This window comes from Flavobacterium sufflavum (genome assembly GCF_004016525.1).
Taxonomy (GTDB): domain Bacteria; phylum Bacteroidota; class Bacteroidia; order Flavobacteriales; family Flavobacteriaceae; genus Flavobacterium; species Flavobacterium sufflavum.
In genome coordinates, this window is sequence record NZ_SACJ01000012.1 from 18786 (window position 1) to 35670 (window position 16885).

Below are 16885 nucleotides of genomic sequence, written 5' to 3' on the forward strand. Positions count from 1 at the left end.
TTTATTTGTATTCTGTTGGATTATCATACCATTTTGCGACCATCTTTTTCATAAATAACAAACTGCCTTTGGCCAATTCTTCCGAATTGTATTTAGAGGGTCTCCATAACGAAGTTGGTCCTATTAATTCGGTTATTTCAGATGAAAAATTCTCAAGAACCAATGGACCTTGGTAGTTAATTTCAGCTAAAGCTTTAAATAAATCATCCCAATGTACATTGCCTTCACCGGTCATTCCTCTATCGGATTCTGTAATATGCAGGTGATTTAAATTGTTTCCTGCCCGAATAATAGGATCATAAAAATTACGTTCTTCAATATTCATGTGAAAAGTGTCCAAATGCAATCCGATATTAGTCGTACCAATGCTTTCAATCATATTTAAAACTTCCTCAGCTGCTGTAAATACATAACTTTCGTAACGGTTAATGGGTTCGATTCCTAAGTTTATGTTTCGTTCTTTAGCATAAGCCGCAACTTCGGTAAATACTTGTTGGACAATTAATTTTTCATCCTTCGTACATGGATTTCCGGTAAATGTTCCAATAGCTGAATGTAAAACACCTCCCAAAAAATCACCATTCATTTCCGCCACTTTATCCAATGCCGATTTGATTATGGTTACAGCCTGTTCCGGATAAAAAGGAATGTGCGCATTTGCTGGTAAATTCAAGCTGCAACGTCCTGAAATACCGTATTGATCCAGTTGTTTTTGAGTGGTTTTAGCATCAAAATCCAATGAAGTTGGCAAGTTGATTTCGAGCATATCAAAACCATATTCTGCAGTTTTTTTTATAGCATATTCTCCTCCATCAGGAGTCCAGCCAGGTATAAATGATAAAATGGAAGTTCCGAAAATTGGCATAATTATTATTTATTTTAATTAAAGTGTGTTTTTAAGTAGTACTTATTAATCTTTTGTAAATTAGATTATAATGTGTTTTTAAAAAAGCCACCATTCTGTTTTTACCCCAATATAAGACCCCCAGCGTTTTTGATTAATTTGTAAAAAAGGAGAATAATTATGGCCTTTTGCGTAATCATTGTATCGGGCTACAGTGGCAACCAATCGAATATGAGGACGGCTCCACGGATCACGCTGCCCCAGCGGAACAATAGTTGGTGCTAAAGAGAATTTCCACATACTGGCTTCGGGATTGTCACCGTCTTTTCTAACGGCATAATGCACTTCCTGAATTAGGTGAAACCAATTGGTCACATAATAAAAGTTTCTTAAGCCAACAATAAAATCGGTTTTTCGATTATAGAGTTGGTTTCCATTGAAATATTCATCGGTGTTGGTACTTGATGATCCTCCTTTACTTTTGGTAAAAACTCCATAACCATTAATGCTAAATTTATTGGAGAGGTTCAATAAAAAATGCTCCACCATCGTAAAAGAATAGGCATTAGTGTATTTTCCATCGGCATCAGGCGCTCCATAAGTAGCCCAGGTAAAGGTGTTTCCGTTATCGCCACCATTAGCAATTCCAGAGCCGTAACGTGCTGAAATTTGGTTAAACGAACCTGGTTTCAATGTTTTAAACGGACTATTGTATTTGATTCCGGCTACCCATCCGTTGTCAGAAGGGAAGTTTTTAGAAGCTGCTGCCGAGTTTTTAGAAACATAATGAAACTCCCCTAAAAGTTTCATTACACTATTATTTTGAAAATAAATGCTGTGTTCACCTATCCAAACCATGCGTTGACGAATTGCTGGATTTGTTGCTCCGGCTACAGTAACCTGATAATTATATGGATAAACACCTGTAGAATCTGTTGAGGCAGGCATCAACATGGTTAATTCGGTGTTTTTATATTTCACCCCAAATCCTTGTGCCGAATGATCATCAAAGTAAAAATAATCACTAATATGAATGTCATCATATCTGCGAAAACGCGAACCCGCCCAGGCTGACCATTTGCTTCCCATGATATTTGTTGCTTCTACAAAAGCTTCCGGAAGGATAAAAGTTAATCCGTTATTAGAACGGCTGCTCACATTCCCTACAAACTGTCCGCTAGCCGAATACATTCCTAAACGGACTTGAAAAGTTACATTAGTGCTGTCTTTTCCAATTCTTTTAGGCATAAAATGAATTGCCGGTAATAAATCCACATAATCATTTTGCTCCATACGCCCACCTAAAGAACCTTGACCGGATAAATTCAACGGTTTCCACATATTTCCTTCCCCATTTGGCGAAAGCCCAACTCCTATTCTACCGGTTGTTCCTAAAGAAAAATTTGGATTTGTAATCACAACCTGGGCTTTTGTACTGATTGCAATACTGCACAATACTAAAATCCAAAGGGCTTTTTTATTTCTGTAATGGGAACCGAATTTATAAATCATTTTTATTCTTAGTGATTACTTTAGTAGGCATGATTATTAAGCGTCTTTTTGACTATTATTTTTCAAATGTATTGTTTTATTTTAATTAACAACAAAAAAAGAGTGATTTTTTTTCAGATAAAGCAGAATTAACTAAAATAAATTACGGATAAACAGCTATTTATACCAGATAAATATTGACTTTGGCTTAATTACTTAATAAAACGTTATAAATACGTTTAATTTTATTTTATAAAGTAATTTCGGTATGAAAGAATCGAAATTAATATTGTAATAGGCAACGTTTGGACTATATTTTATTTATGTTTGGGATAAATTGTTAAATTTGTTTGCTCCACAAAATCGATGGAATTAAACCCTAAAACATGAAAGCCGAAATAATTCCAAATATATCTGTAGACTGTGTCATTTTTGGATTTGACAATACCACAAAATCATTGAATGTATTATTAATCGAACGTGTTTTAAAACTGGAAAATGCTGCCCCTCCTGTCGTTAATGATTATGTACTCCGAGGATTCCATACTTATGAAAACGAGACCATAGACGACACGGCTAACAGGGTTTTGAAAGAGTTGACGGGTTTGGATAATTGGTACAAAAAACAATTCAAGGTTTTTGGTGATCCAAATCGTTTGAAAAATGAAAAAGACATAATTTGGGCCGAAAGCGAACATTTCAGTGAAAGAACCATCACCATTGCCTATTATATTTTATTACCAACGGATGTAGTCCAAAGAGCAAACAAATACAATCCGCAATGGTTTCCGGTAAATCAGCTGCCAGAATTGGGTTTTGACCATGAAAAAATCATTGCCGAAGCCTATGCCGATTTAAAAGAAGATGCCTTGTCTAAACCTATTGTTTTTGAATTACTTGCCGATAAGTTTACTATTAAAGACTTGCAGGATGCCTATGAGGCTATTTTGGGAGTTGAAATTGACAACAGGAATTTTAGACGAAAATTAATTACCAAAAAATACATCATTGCTTTGGATGAAAAACAAGTGGGGGTTTCTAAAAAACCGTCCCAATTGTATATGTTTAGCAAAGATGTGTATCAAAAAATCTATAAGGAGAGTTATTTGATTAATATTTAAATTTTCTTTTAGCCACAGACCTGTCTGCCGACAGGCAGGTTGCACGGATTTTCACGGATTACTTTTTTCCACAATCTTGTCATTGCGAGGAACGAAGCAATCTCAACAAGTTATTTTTAAATAAGCCGCATTACAAATGCTTTATTCTCTTTTAAAAAGTAAGCTGGTACTCGATGCAAACGAGCCCAGTTCGGGATGTTTACTCTATAAATATAGGAAAAATCTATAATTATATTATTTTATTTGTTAGATTTGAAAAGTAAAAAATTACTCATAGAACTGATTTATGACTAAATAAAAATAAAAATGGCAAAACAACAAACTCCTACGACCCCAAAACCTTCACAAAATCCACCATCAAGACCAACTATAAAACCGGGGCCAAGTTCGCCATCACCACGTAGAGGGCTAGAAGAACAAAAAGGAATGCCTAGACCTCCTAAAAAGTAATTGAAAAGTAAATAAGTAATAAGATTAACCCAAGAAACATAGCACCCATACTGAAATAATTCAAAATATTAGTAAGCTTAGAATATTTTTCAGAACAAATATCATATTGATTGGCTTCTTCTTTTAGAAGCTTTCTTTTACACTTTTTTAGGTTTTTATTATTTGCGTCAATTAATGATTCACACATTAAGTAATCCTGTTGATTGGATTTAAAACCAAAATGCTGAGAAAGAAAATTAAGAATGATACCCAACAGAAAAATTCCTCCTGCGATTTTAATCAAATAATCACAAGGCATTTTTTTTTCATTTAGAAATTTAATAGTTTCAAGGCAGACATATATCCCTGCTCCACAAAATGATACAATTAACAAATCAATTCGTTGAATACTATAAAACATTCCATCCCAAGATTGTTTTTTGCGTTCTATAATTTTTTCCATTAAATTTTTTTATAAAAATAAGATATTTTTAATAAACCATGACATTAGTAGATTTAATAAAAGATTGTCTAGACACAACCAAAGAGCGTCTTAAAACACCCATTTCAGGAGCTTTTTTGTGGTCGTTTTTAATATTTAATTGGCGACCTGTTTTTTTATTGCTGTTTTCAAATGAAACAATTGAGAATAAAATAATTGTAATTAATCATGAATATTGCACTTTTTGGGCACTGTTTTTTCCAGTTTTATTTGCAATTCTTTATACAATTTTAGTTCCTAAATTAATGTTAGAAATAGATAAGGATTTAGCTGAAACTAAGAAAAGTCGAATTGATAAAATATATGAGTCTAGGTCTCATACAATGGAAAAGAAAATTAAAATTGCGGAACAGGATTATACTTTAAAAAATGCTTTGTCAGGAAATAAAAAAATAGATGAACTTTTGGGACAAATTGACTCAATGAAAACCTCGAATGAAGTAATTAAGCAGGCAGACGAACTGAGAATAGTTGACTTAAGCTCAAAATTAAAAGAGGCTAATGATTTAAATGCTCAATTAAACGAAGATATAGCAAAATTGCAAACTAGAATTCAAAGTTCTTTTGAAGATAGGCAAAATTTTGTCGACTTAAGTGAAGACATTGAAGCAGGACTTTATAATTTGAATCCAGATTTACATAGTAAAATCGTAGATTTATCTCGATTATTAACTTTTGAGGATTATCAGTTAATGAGAGCAGTAAAAGTAGATACAAATGGGTTTATTAGTTTTGATTATAATTCAGTAATAGATAGTTTAAGTTTAAATCGTTTAATCGATTGTGAAATTTTAATTAATACCAAAGTAAAAAATAGAAATATTTTAAAATTCTCTGAAAACGGAAAAATTCTTTATAAAATAATTAATGGAAAACATGAAAATTAATTATTAATGCTAACTGATATAGATTACAAAAATCAATAAATTTTTAGGTAAATAATTCATAACTACAAATTTAAGGTACTAAGAAAGCCTTAATTTACAGTATGATAATTAATAATATAGTTATAAAATGGAAATTTGATTACAAAATGTGTCCGGAGGAACAGTAATTTTAAAAACAATACAAATCAGGTTTTAAATCAAGATTGACTAGATACTCTCTAAAGTATAAATTGAACAACTTTATTCAAAATAATCTATTTCTTATTCCTAAAAATATTAACATAAAAAAACCGATACATTTGCTCGTATCGGTTTTCTGTTTTCTAGAAATACAATAAAATAGTTTTAGTTTTCTATTGAGTTATCATTTTTTTCCGAATACATCACCTCGTTTATTTTGTTGATATAAACATTTCTAACAATCACAGTACCGGCAATAAAATCATGTGCAGCTCTTTTTCTGTCATTAGTCAGTAAAACGATGAATTCACCATAAATCCAAATATTGCTTGCCCATACATGTATCATAAAAGGAGTTTTAGCAAGAGACATTAAGTATTCTGATCGCTTAAGCCAATCCAAGCTTTTAAAAACAGTTTCATCTGCTTTCAATAAGCAGATAATCATTGTTATAATGCTGAAAATAGTTAGTGCTAATAAAACTGAATGCCTCAAAATAGCTTCTTTCCAACCAATTGGTTTGCCATTCATTTTTATAATTTTTATACCCGCAATTAATTTTCCAGGAGTTCCTCCATATTTCTTTGGAAGATAAATATTATACCAAATTCCAAATAATAAATTGGGGATTATTGTATAAAAATACATGTTTACTGAAAGTCCGTTTACATATAAAATTATAAAAATTATTGGCAACATAATTATTCCATCTAAAAGCATAGAACCTAATCTCACCCAAAATCCAGCATAAATGTTATTATCAATTCCCGGAATTGTAATAGGTATTTGTGTGTCGTTCATTTTGTTTAATTTTTGTTTATAGCTGAAGTTTGATTTTAAATCCTTCAGTTTTGGTTAAAAAGTCAGTTATTCTTTTCAAATATAACAACTTTATCTAAAGTAATCTATTTCCTATTCTAAAAAATAATTCCATAAAAAAACCGATACAATAGCTGTATCGGTTTCTATTAAGATTTGAAAAAATATTAACTCTCTTTTAATTTTTTATCAGGTCTGATAATCATTCGCAATGAATTGTCTTTAGAGAAATAAGCAATCATCCAGTTGTAGAATGTTTTTATTTTATTTCTATAAGTAATCAACGAAATCAGGTGAATGAACAACCAAATCATCCAGGCAAATGTCCCTTTAAAGTGCATTTTAGGTTTTGGTAAATCAACCACAGCCTTCGCTTTTCCAATGATTGCCATCGATCCTTTATCAACATATTTAAAAGGAACTAATGCTTTTTGTTGCATTTCGTTTTTAAAGTTTTTAGCTAAATTAATCCCTTGTTGAATAGCAACTTGTGCTACCTGAGGATGTCCATGAGGAAAACTTTCGTCATTAAACTGAATACAGGTATCTCCAATAGCATAGATATTTTCGGTGCGGTCAATTTTATTAAATGCATCTGTTGTCAATCGTTTTCCACGACCGTAACTTTCAGCAGGAATTCCTTTAAACTCACGTGCAGTGACTCCGGCTGCCCAAATTAAGTTTTTAGTTTGGATTGTTTCTCCATTGGAAAAATGAACCGTATCATCAACATAATCCACTACATTATTGTTCAATTTTACAACAACACCTAAATCGGTAAGCGCTTTATATGTATCTTCCTGAGATTCTTTACTCATAGGAGTCAGCAAAGCAGGTGCACCATCCACTAAATAAATATTACTTGCAGTAGTACCAAATTCAGGATACTCTTTTAAGAAGATATTTTTACGCATTTCGGCAAACATTCCTGAAATCTCCACTCCTGTAGGTCCTCCTCCGGCAACTACAATAGTCAATAGTTTTCTACGTTTACGGATGTCTTTTGTAATAGCCGCTTTTTCCAGGTTTTTAAGCAAAGTATTACGCATTACAATGGCATCGTTCAGCGTTTTCATTGGAATGGCGTTCTTTTTTACGTTTTCCATGCCAAAATAACTCGTCTCAGCTCCAGTTGCAAAAACAAGTTTGTCATATTGTAATTCGCCATTGCTTAAGATTACCTTGTTCTCAGCAGGCACTACTTCCATTAATTCTCCTAAACGAAATTGCAGATTCTTTTTCCCTGCGAAGAATTTTCTAAACGGATAACTAATACTTGATGGCTCTAAATAAGCCGTAGCTACCTGATAAATAAGTGGTGGAAAAAAATTGTAGTTGTTTTTATCAACCAGGGTTACGTGCACTCCGTCTTGATTCAATAATTCTTTTGCCAGATTCATTCCTGCAAAACCGCCTCCGATTATTACGATTTCCATATTTTACAATTTTAAAAAGTATCTCTTTTGTTAGTCACCAAAAGAGATTTTGAGTGTTTTTATTTTTTTTGTTTTAGTTTTTTTACTGGTTTTTCTACAACTTGGTTTTTATTTTGTAATAAATGGTTGGCTAGTATTTTTTCAATTAATTCATCCTTGGTTAAATGATGAAAAATGGTTTTTATCTTCGTTTTTAATTCGGCATCAACCTCATGGTTGGGCTTGGTTTTAAAAATTTGTTTTGCCCAAAGCAAGGTGTTATTGTCTTCAATACTGGCAACTGAAGGTTTTGCAAATAGTTTGAATTGGATACCTAATTCCTTTTCAAAATCAGCAATTTCTACTTCTTCTTCGGCTTGTAAAACGGTTAATGACAATCCGTTTGCCCCTGCCCTGGCGGTTCTACCACTTCTATGAACATAATTTTCATAAGTATCAGGCAAGTGATAATTGACTACATAAGCAATTTCTTTTACGTCAATTCCTCTGGCAGCCAAATCAGTAGCGACTAATATATTGATGTGTCCTTCGCGGAATTGTTCCATAATTCGGTCACGAATTCCCTGAGACAAACTTCCGTGCAATGCCCCGGACGAAAAACGATTGATAGCTAAGTTTTTAGCCAATTTATTTACAGCTGCTTTTGTTTTGCAAAAAATAATTCCACGTTGTCCTTCTCTGGAATTCAAAAAGTGCATTAAAACGTCTAATTTCTCAATAGGATCAACAATAATATATTGGTGATCAATACTTTGATTTCCTGAAGTTTCCATATTGGCACTTATTTGCACCACATTTTTATGCAAATAGTTCTGAATCAGCTGTTTTATAGTTCCTGGCATAGTAGCCGAAAACAAAAAAGTACGGTGATTTTTAGGCAATTCGGCAACAATTTCGTCTAAGCTTTCTTTTAGAATGCTTACCATTTCATCGGCTTCATCCAATACTAAAAATGAAGTTTCTTTTAGACTGATGGCTTTTCGTTGCAACAAATCAATTAAACGTCCCGGAGTCGCTACGACAACATGAGTGGGATTGCTTAATCGTTCGATTTGTGGTTTTATTGGAATTCCTCCGCAAACAGCAGCAATTGAAACTGCCGGTAGATTTTGAGCAAAAGCTTCTAAATTTTTAAAAACCTGTTGTCCTAATTCTCTGGTTGGAACTAGTATTACGGCTTGTACATTTGGCTTTGAGCTATCAATTAATTGTAAAATTGGCAGACCAAAAGCGGCAGTTTTTCCCGTTCCCGTTTTTGCTAATCCTACCAAATCGGTTTGATTTGCTAAAAGCAACGGAATCACTTGTTCTTGAATGGCTGTAGGCACAACAAGATTCAATTGGGTTAAGTTTTGTACTAAAGCTGTCGAAATTCCTAAATCTGAGAATTGTTTGGACATTGTTTTGTTTTATTATTTGTATGAAAAACAGTTTTCCTAGCCCCGATGGCAGTGAAAATCCTTTTACTTTTTTCTTTAAAAAGTAAAAGATTGCAACGAAAGCAGGTTCCGATAGCTATCGGAATAGCTCCTTATTTTAATCTTCATCATCAGGTTCGTTCATGATTCTTTCACGATACTTTTTCCCTAATAACAAGGTTAATTTTTGTTTGTAATCATCTACAAGCCATTCGCGGTAGTTTTTACTGCATTGGCTTAAGCATTTTGCGTAACGTTTGATACGGCATTCGATATCATCATCTAATTCTTTAGATAATAATTTGGCTTCTTGTAAAGTTTCGGTGTTGTACACACACATCGTAGCGTGCTGATCCAGCGATTTATCAAGAACAACCTTAGAACGTAAATTTTGTTTTATAGCCAATTTATGTTCTTCGTCAACATCAAAAGTAACATCTTCAGTATTGCTGAATTTAGCTCTTAATTCTGGCGGCATGGTGTATTTAAAATACAACTCAATTTCAGCATCGTCACGTAAATTTTCCAAATAAAATTCAGGTGATTTGAAGATGTGCTGCCAGTTTACAGGCTCACTCCAAAGTCCAAAACGCGCCGCATTATTACCTAAATCGATAACGGTAAACTCATCTTTATGAGGCAATTTTCTCGAACCACGTCCAATCATTTGATAATATAATGTCAATGATTTTGTGGCACGGTTTAATATAATGGTTTCTACTGTAGGTTCATCAAAACCAGTTGTCAAGATCCCTACCGAAGTAAGAATAGCGTCTTTAGTATGCTTGAACCAATGTAAAATTTCTTTTCTTTCTTCGTTGCTGCTGGTGTTGTCCAGATGGCGGATTTCATAACCTGCTTCTCTAAAGGTTTCATATACATATAAGGAAGTATTGATACCATTATTGAAAATCAAGGTCTTTTTACCTAAAGATCTTTCGGTGTAGGCATGCAATAATTTTTCCTGCATTAATGTATTGGTATACAAATCATCGGATGATTTTACGGTATAATCTCCGTTGATACCCACCTTAAGCGAAGTCAATCCCACATCATAGCTATAGGTAGTGGCTTTAGCCAAAAATCCATTTTCAATTAATGAACTAATAGTATCTCCCACTATTAACTCATCGTAGCTTTGGTTCATTGGCAATTTTATATTAGAACTCAACGGCGTAGCAGTTACTCCTAATATAAAAGCATTGGCAAATGAATTTAATAATTTTCTGAACGAATTATAATGCGCCTCATCAATAATAACCAAACCTATATTATCCAGAATCAATTTCTCGTCATTGATACGGTTTTTAAGGGTTTCTACCATGGCCACAAAACAAGAATATTCGTTTTGATCCGGTAAATCTTTTACTTTAGAATTGATGATTTTATTTTTAACGCCAAAACCTTTTAACATCTTAGAAGTCTGCTTACACAACTCAATTCGGTGTGTTAAAACAACAACTTTTTTATCGTGTTTAGATAGGTAACGACGAACAATTTCTGAGAATATTACTGTTTTTCCACCACCTGTAGGCAATTGATACAGTAGATGGTGTTTTTCAGGACCATTATCGATGCGCTCAAAAATGGCATCAATATCACCCTTTTGGTAGGCATAAAGTTCTTTTTTTTCTTCTTTTTCTATTTCTATCGTACTTTCGAACATTGCTTTTTGTTGAATTTTTGCAAAAATACGTCTAAAAAACAGTTATCTTGTTATATTTAATTTAAATTATTAACTCTATATGAAATAATTTGATTTACAAGGGACTTATTCACTAATTTGCTCCATTATTAGCAAGAAATCGCTTCTATTTTTCCATTTTTGTTCTATAATCTCTTCGTAAATTGCTTTTATTCGACTTTTAAATTCACTCAAAATGCCATTTGCGATTAAAAATTGAACGGCCTGCTCAAAAGAATTGTGCATACTTTTATAAAATGCTTCTTGTTTTATTGGATTTTCAGCCGAAAAAGTCTGTGCAATTTCAATGGTATACAACATCACATCGGCAATTACAAAAGAATCGACACCTAAAGTAATAAAGTGTTTAATGATTTTTTGAGCTACTGAACGACGCATCTTAGGTTTTCTCCTTTTTCCGCTGGTAGAAACGGGAAAATATTCATTGGAGATTTTGAGTTTCGCTTCCTGCAGTCGTTTTTCTTCTTTTGGGTTAAAAACAAAATCATAATATTCCTTTACAGCAGTAAATTTTTCATACAGCTCGATAAGTTGCTCCTGAAGTTGTTCTTTATCGAGTTCGCCCAAATATTTTTTTAAATCTCTTTTACTCATTATGAAAAATTTATGATTACAAAAGTAAATTACTTTGCGTTTTAACACCAATAAAATCAATGATTTTACTTAATTTTGGCGCGTAAATATTTAAAATAATATCCATGCTCAAAATTTTTAAAATCACTGCTGTCCTTGAGGGAATATCCTATTTAGTTTTATTCTCAAATATGCTTTTTATAAAACCTAACAATTTCGAATTGTACCACTCACTATTGTATCCTATAGGAATGAGCCACGGAATTCTGTTTATAGGCTATATTGTTTTGGCATTTTTATTGAAAAACGCACAAAATTGGAATCTGAAAGATTTTGGAATTATTTTAATTGCTTCTTTGTTGCCGTTTGGTACTTTTTACGTAGAAAAGAAATACTGCAAAAATCTGATTTTAGCAAAATAATAAAATCGGACTATAAAAAAACAACCGCCAATTTGTAAACTAATTTAAAATCTACAAATTGGCGGTTAATTTTTAAGACCTATTAATTTACTCCAAACGGTCTTTTACAAATTCAATCTCGGTTTTTCCATGCGCTTTTGGTTTTCCATCCTCACCCAGATTAACCATTACCGTTTTATCTATAGTAATAATCGTTTCTCGTGTCATCATATTGCGGACTTCACATTCTAATGTAATAGAAGTATTTCCAAAACGAACCACATCTATTCCTATTTCGATAATATCTCCTTGTTTTGCTGAACTTTTAAAATTAATTTCAGACATATATTTAGTGACCACCTTGGAATTTTCAAATTGAATAATGGTGTATAAAGCCAATTCTTCGTCTATCCAGGCCAATAGTTTTCCTCCAAATAAAGTTCCGTTAGGATTGAGGTCTTCGGGCTTTACCCATTTTCTGGTATGAAATCGCATATTTTAAAATTATTTATGCTAAAATAGAACTTCCTTGATAATTTTTTTCCTATTTTTAAGAAAAAAAGATGAGCCAGAGAGATAGTTTTTTAAGTGAATTCAGAGGCGAGGCTATCGGGAGTGTTAGTTCGCAATCTTCAGCAGATGAAATTTTTCAAAATGAAGTTTTGAGACCCATATTAAAACTACAGAATGATTTATTCATTGCTTCTTTTCATAATTATATCAGCAAATACAAACGGGATTTTTATTCGTTAAGCGTAGAAAAAAAATTAGCTACAATTGAAAATGCAATTCAAAAAGACATCAAGTTCAGGAATGCTTTAAAAGGAATGATTATCGCCTTGTTTACTGTTGATGAATATTTGCAGTACATACAAAACTCATCAAGTTTGAACAAGCGGATGATGAATATGCTCATTGAAAGATTAAAAAATCAAGTCCAACTATTTGAAAAAAGTCTGGTCGAATAAAGCTCTAAATCTTTTTAAGCTAAAATTTAGCTTCTTCAAAAATTAATTTCAATCCCTATACAGATTAATTTTTAAAGAGTCAGGTTTTTGTTGGTCTATGCTGTAATTGATTTTAACCAACATGCTTGATTTTCCGTTCTTATATTATGTTATCAAATTGGTTTAAAACAATGTGTTTTAGGGCAAAAAAAATTAAATTTTATTAACAATAGCTGAGAGAGTATTATTTTTTCGTTAAAAGTAAAATACTACATTTTTTGGTATTGTTTATTTCATTATAATTGTTAAAACCAAAATTTATGCAAGAAAACTATTTCAAGTGGTATTCACCAAATTTGAGTAGAGATACAGAAATGCTCGTTTTTGGACATTCAGGTTATCCTGTGGTCTTATTTCCTACTTCTATGGGAAGTTTTCATGAAAATAAAGACATGGGATTGATCGAATCGGCAAGGTGGTATCTCGAACAAGGATTAATACAAATTTATTGTCCCGATAGTATCGATAAGGACAGTTTTTACAACAAACACATTCATCCTGTACATCGTATAGAAAATCACGATTGGTACGACAAAATGATTTGTCACGAGGTGGTAGAAAAGGTAAGACATAATACTCCTTCGGGAAAAGTAGTTATGGCGGGTTGCAGCTTTGGTGGTTATCATGCGGCCAATTTTGCTTTTAGACATCCCGGTTATGTGAGTCATTTGTTTAGCATGAGTGGTATTTTTAATATCAAAAGTTATTTAGATGGTTTTCATAACGACACCGTTTTTTATCACACTCCCGATGATTATTTAGAAGGATTGAACGATTATGAATTGTGGAATATGGACATTGCCCTGGGAACTTCTAACTGGGATATTTGTTTTGATGCCAATTTAAAAATGAGCAAATTATTAGCTCATAAAAACATGGAGCATTGGCTCGATATCAGACAAGACAAGCAACACGATTGGCCACTTTGGAAAGAAATGTTTCCTCATTATTTGTCCCGAATCAATTTTTTCTGAAACTAGCTTACAGCATTATATAAAAAAAGAAACAATACATAAAATATGAAAAAGATTGGAATTTTATTTGGAATGGAAGACACCTTTCCACAGGCTTTTATTGATAGAGTAAATTCAAAAAACGAAAAAGAAATTATAGCCGAAGCGGTTTCTATTGATAAGGTTATCCAAAACAAAGGCGGTGAATATGCTGTAATTATAGATAGAATTTCGCAAGATGTCCCTTTTTACCGCGCCTTTCTTAAAAATGCTGCCTTAACAGGAACGAATGTTATTAATAATCCTTTTTGGTGGAGTGCCGACGATAAATTTTTCAATAATGCCTTGGCTGATACACTTGGAGTTCCACTGCCTAATACGGTAATTCTTCCATCGGCCGAACATCCTACGGATACGACCTCTAATTCCTTTAGAAACTTGACATTTCCATTGGACTGGGAAGGAATTTTTGACTATGTAAAATTCCCGGCTTATATGAAACCCTATGCTGGTGGCGGATGGAAAAATGTATATCGACTGGAAAATAAAGAAGAGTTTTGGGAAAAGCACAGGGAAACAGGACAATTAGTAATGTTGTTGCAAGAGGAAATTGTTTTTACTGAATATTTCAGGGTTTATTGTCTCGGTGGTAAAGCGGTTAAAATTATGCAATACGAACCTAGAAATCAGCCACATTTGCGTTATGTACTTGACGGACCAGCTGTAGATAAAAAGTTATTAGCCACTATCAAAGACTATACTATTCGTCTTTGTAAAGGTTTGGGATACGATTTTAATACCGTGGAATTTGCTGTTCGTGATGGGATTCCGTATGCCATCGATTTTGGAAATCCTGCTCCCGATGCCGATATCAATTCGGTAGGAGCTGAAAATTTTGAATGGGTTGTTGAAGAAGCCGCTAAAATGGCGATTGCAGCTGCAAAAAAACAAAAACCGGGAAAAATTAACCTAACCTGGGGAACATTTATAAAAGATGCTGTTGGATTAAAATAAATAATTGGAATAATTTAAATGAAGAAATTGCCTGTTTTTACACTGGGTATTGAAGAGGAATACCAAATTATAGATCCCGAAACCAGAGATCTACGCTCCCATTTGTCAAAAATTGTTGATGGAGCTAAAATATTATTGAATGAACAGGTAAAAGCCGAAATGCACCAATCGGTTGTGGAAGTAGGAACTAATATCTGTAAAAATGTTAAAGAAGCCGAATGCGAAATTAAATTCTTAAGGACTAAAATTGTCGAATTAGCCGATAAACAAGGTCTTATTGTGGGTGGAGCAGGAACGCATCCGTTTTCAAAATGGCAGGATCAACCCATAACAGACGATCCCCGTTATCACAACATTATTAACGAATTACAGGATGCAGCCCGTTCTAATTTGATTTTTGGGATGCACTGTCATGTGGGAATTGAAAATCGCGAAATTGGCTTACAATTAATCAATCAGGCTTGTTATTTTTTACCTCATATTTTTGCTTTATCTACCAATTCCCCTTTTTGGGAATGCAGACAAACGGGTTATAAATCATATCGAACAAAGGTTTTTGATAAATTCCCAAGAACTGGTTTGCCTGAATATTTTGATTCCTTATCTTCTTATGATAACTTTTTAGAGACTTTGGTAAAAACCAATTGTATTGATAATCCAAAGAAAATTTGGTGGGATTTGCGTTTGCATCCTTTCTATGATACAATAGAATTTCGCATTTGCGATATGAGTTTAACGGTTGAAGAAACCATGTGTATTGTTTCTATAATTCAGGCGGTTGTAGCCAAATTATATCGAATAAATTCGCAGAACATGAGTTTCAATATTTACCGATTGGCATTGATCAAAGAGAATAAATTTCGTGCAGCGCGCTATGGAATTGAAGGACAAATGATTGATTTTGGACTTCAAAAAGAAGTTGAAACAAGAATGCTGATCTTGGAATTGCTTGATTTTATTGAAGATGTTGTGGATGAATTAGGCAGTAGAGAGCACATTAATTTTGCTCACCAAATCCTGAAAAATGGTACCGGAGCCGATAAACAATTAGCTGTTTTTGAAAAAACAAAAGATCTGACTAAAGTGGTTGATTTTATAACTTCAGAATTTACTAAAGGCTTATAAAATAATAACTTATCTTTGGATAATTATTTTAAAAAGTTGGACTAATGAAAAAGAAAAGCATAACCGTAGCAATATTAGACATGTACAATGGCGAGCCTAATCAGGGAATGCGATGTATTATTGATGTTGTTAACCGATTTACGCCTTTTGTGTGTTTTAAAATATTTGATGTAAGAGGAAAATGTGAGCTACCGGAAATTGACCAATTTGATATCTATATATCTTCAGGAGGTCCCGGAAATCCATTGGAAGGCGACGGAATTTGGGATAAAAAATATTATGCTTTTATTGATGCTATAGTAAAATGGAACAATGAAAATCCGATAAAAAAACACGTTCTGTTTATCTGTCATTCTTATCAAATGGCTTGTAAACATTTTGGTTTGGCCGAAATTACCAAAAGACATGATACCTCATTTGGTGTAATGACCATTCACAAAACCAAAGATGGTCTCAAAGATTTGTTATTCGAAGGTTTATCTGATCCATTTTATGCTATCGACTCCAGAGATTATCAGGTAGTTCAACCAAAATTGAGTGTTTTTGCTAAAAAAGGAGCCAAAATCATTTCTCTGGAAAAAATAAGAGATCATGTACAATACGAAAGAGCTATCATGGCTGTGCGTTTTACGGATCATTTAGTAGGAACACAATTTCATCCCGAAGCCGATCCAATCAGTTTTCTTTCGCATCTAAGAAATAAGGAAGTAAAAGACAAAATAAGAAAAATGAAGGGCAAAAGAAAGTTTAGAAACATGCTCGAAGATTTAGTAGATGATGATAAAATATATCGAACTAATGAGACTTTGATTCCAAATTTCCTTCGTTCTGCCATTACCGACCTGATGAAATCTAAAAAAATCATGTCCAATTAATCAATAATAATATTTAGGATCACAGAGCTGTCTGCCGACATGCAGATTAAGCAGATTAAAGAAATTATCGCGAATTGCGATTAAAAAAAATCTTTTTATTTATCC

18 protein-coding genes are annotated in these 16885 nt (G+C 33.0%); 9 read left to right on the top strand and 9 right to left on the bottom strand.

The features are described from left to right. Position 1: 1 nt before the first annotated feature. Both EOD40_RS15175 and EOD40_RS15180 read right to left on the bottom strand, forming a co-directional pair. Complete coding sequence (locus EOD40_RS15175; protein ID WP_196781457.1) at positions 2-865, bottom strand: sugar phosphate isomerase/epimerase family protein; 864 nt, start codon at positions 863-865, stop codon at positions 2-4. A gap of 78 nt (positions 866-943) precedes the next feature. Next, positions 944-2356, bottom strand: a complete 1413-nt coding sequence (locus tag EOD40_RS15180; RefSeq protein ID WP_128196972.1) for a carbohydrate porin — start codon at positions 2354-2356, stop codon at positions 944-946. Positions 2357-2721: 365 nt separating this feature from the next. Between EOD40_RS15180 and EOD40_RS15185 the strand changes: the two genes are divergently transcribed. After that, positions 2722-3456 carry an NUDIX hydrolase gene (locus EOD40_RS15185; RefSeq protein WP_128196974.1) on the top strand — a complete coding sequence of 245 codons (735 nt, stop codon included), beginning with the start codon at positions 2722-2724 and terminating at the stop codon, positions 3454-3456. Between the two features lie 306 nt (positions 3457-3762). Next, positions 3763-3906, top strand: a complete 144-nt coding sequence (locus EOD40_RS17985; RefSeq protein ID WP_164905490.1) for a hypothetical protein — start codon at positions 3763-3765, stop codon at positions 3904-3906. On the opposite strand, the gene EOD40_RS15190 is transcribed toward EOD40_RS17985, so the two are convergent. Continuing rightward, complete coding sequence (locus EOD40_RS15190; RefSeq protein ID WP_128196975.1) at positions 3896-4348, bottom strand: hypothetical protein; 453 nt, start codon at positions 4346-4348, stop codon at positions 3896-3898. The two genes, EOD40_RS17985 and EOD40_RS15190, sit on opposite strands and share 11 nt — an antisense overlap. 38 nt (positions 4349-4386) lie before the next feature. On the opposite strand from EOD40_RS15190, the gene EOD40_RS15195 reads away from it, so the two are divergent. Further along, the gene (locus EOD40_RS15195; RefSeq protein WP_128196977.1) at positions 4387-5274 is read left to right on the top strand and encodes a hypothetical protein; all 888 of its coding nucleotides are present in this window, start codon (positions 4387-4389) and stop codon (positions 5272-5274) included. Between the two features lie 345 nt (positions 5275-5619). Here EOD40_RS15195 and EOD40_RS15200 read toward each other — a convergent pair whose 3' ends face one another. From EOD40_RS15200 to EOD40_RS15220, 5 genes are all read right to left on the bottom strand, one after another. Then, positions 5620-6255 carry an RDD family protein gene (locus EOD40_RS15200; RefSeq protein WP_128196979.1) on the bottom strand — a complete coding sequence of 212 codons (636 nt, stop codon included), beginning with the start codon at positions 6253-6255 and terminating at the stop codon, positions 5620-5622. Between the two features lie 185 nt (positions 6256-6440). Then, positions 6441-7709: an NAD(P)/FAD-dependent oxidoreductase gene (locus tag EOD40_RS15205; RefSeq protein ID WP_128196981.1), complete on the bottom strand. Its 1269-nt coding sequence runs from the start codon at positions 7707-7709 to the stop codon at positions 6441-6443. A gap of 59 nt (positions 7710-7768) precedes the next feature. Then, the gene (locus EOD40_RS15210; RefSeq protein WP_128196982.1) at positions 7769-9109 is read right to left on the bottom strand and encodes a DEAD/DEAH box helicase; all 1341 of its coding nucleotides are present in this window, start codon (positions 9107-9109) and stop codon (positions 7769-7771) included. A gap of 136 nt (positions 9110-9245) precedes the next feature. Further along, positions 9246-10793 carry a DEAD/DEAH box helicase gene (locus EOD40_RS15215; RefSeq protein ID WP_128196984.1) on the bottom strand — a complete coding sequence of 516 codons (1548 nt, stop codon included), beginning with the start codon at positions 10791-10793 and terminating at the stop codon, positions 9246-9248. A gap of 105 nt (positions 10794-10898) precedes the next feature. Next, positions 10899-11426: a DUF6155 family protein gene (locus EOD40_RS15220; protein ID WP_128196986.1), complete on the bottom strand. Its 528-nt coding sequence runs from the start codon at positions 11424-11426 to the stop codon at positions 10899-10901. A 104-nt stretch (positions 11427-11530) separates the two neighbouring features. Between EOD40_RS15220 and EOD40_RS15225 the strand changes: the two genes are divergently transcribed. Further along, entirely contained in the window at positions 11531-11827 is a 297-nt protein-coding gene (locus EOD40_RS15225) for a DUF3817 domain-containing protein (protein WP_128196988.1), read from the top strand. Positions 11828-11914: 87 nt separating this feature from the next. Here EOD40_RS15225 and EOD40_RS15230 read toward each other — a convergent pair whose 3' ends face one another. Then, positions 11915-12301, bottom strand: a complete 387-nt coding sequence (locus EOD40_RS15230; protein ID WP_128196990.1) for an acyl-CoA thioesterase — start codon at positions 12299-12301, stop codon at positions 11915-11917. Between the two features lie 68 nt (positions 12302-12369). Between EOD40_RS15230 and EOD40_RS15235 the strand changes: the two genes are divergently transcribed. The 5 genes from EOD40_RS15235 (at position 12370) to EOD40_RS15255 (ending at position 16780) form a co-directional block, all read left to right on the top strand. Further along, positions 12370-12774, top strand: coding sequence for a glyoxalase (locus EOD40_RS15235; RefSeq protein ID WP_128196992.1), 405 nt, complete (start codon positions 12370-12372; stop codon positions 12772-12774). 299 nt (positions 12775-13073) lie between these two features. Beyond that, on the top strand, positions 13074-13787 hold the full coding sequence (locus EOD40_RS15240; protein ID WP_128196994.1) for an alpha/beta fold hydrolase: 714 nt from the start codon (positions 13074-13076) through the stop codon (positions 13785-13787). A 45-nt stretch (positions 13788-13832) separates the two neighbouring features. Beyond that, positions 13833-14780, top strand: a complete 948-nt coding sequence (locus EOD40_RS15245) for an ATP-grasp domain-containing protein (protein WP_128196995.1) — start codon at positions 13833-13835, stop codon at positions 14778-14780. A gap of 18 nt (positions 14781-14798) precedes the next feature. Further along, a complete protein-coding gene (locus tag EOD40_RS15250; protein ID WP_128196997.1) occupies positions 14799-15905 on the top strand; it encodes a carboxylate-amine ligase in 1107 nt (368 codons plus the stop codon). Positions 15906-15949: 44 nt separating this feature from the next. Beyond that, positions 15950-16780 (top strand): type 1 glutamine amidotransferase, encoded by an 831-nt coding sequence (locus EOD40_RS15255; RefSeq protein WP_128196999.1) that lies wholly within the window; start codon positions 15950-15952, stop codon positions 16778-16780. Positions 16781-16885: the final 105 nt, after the last annotated feature.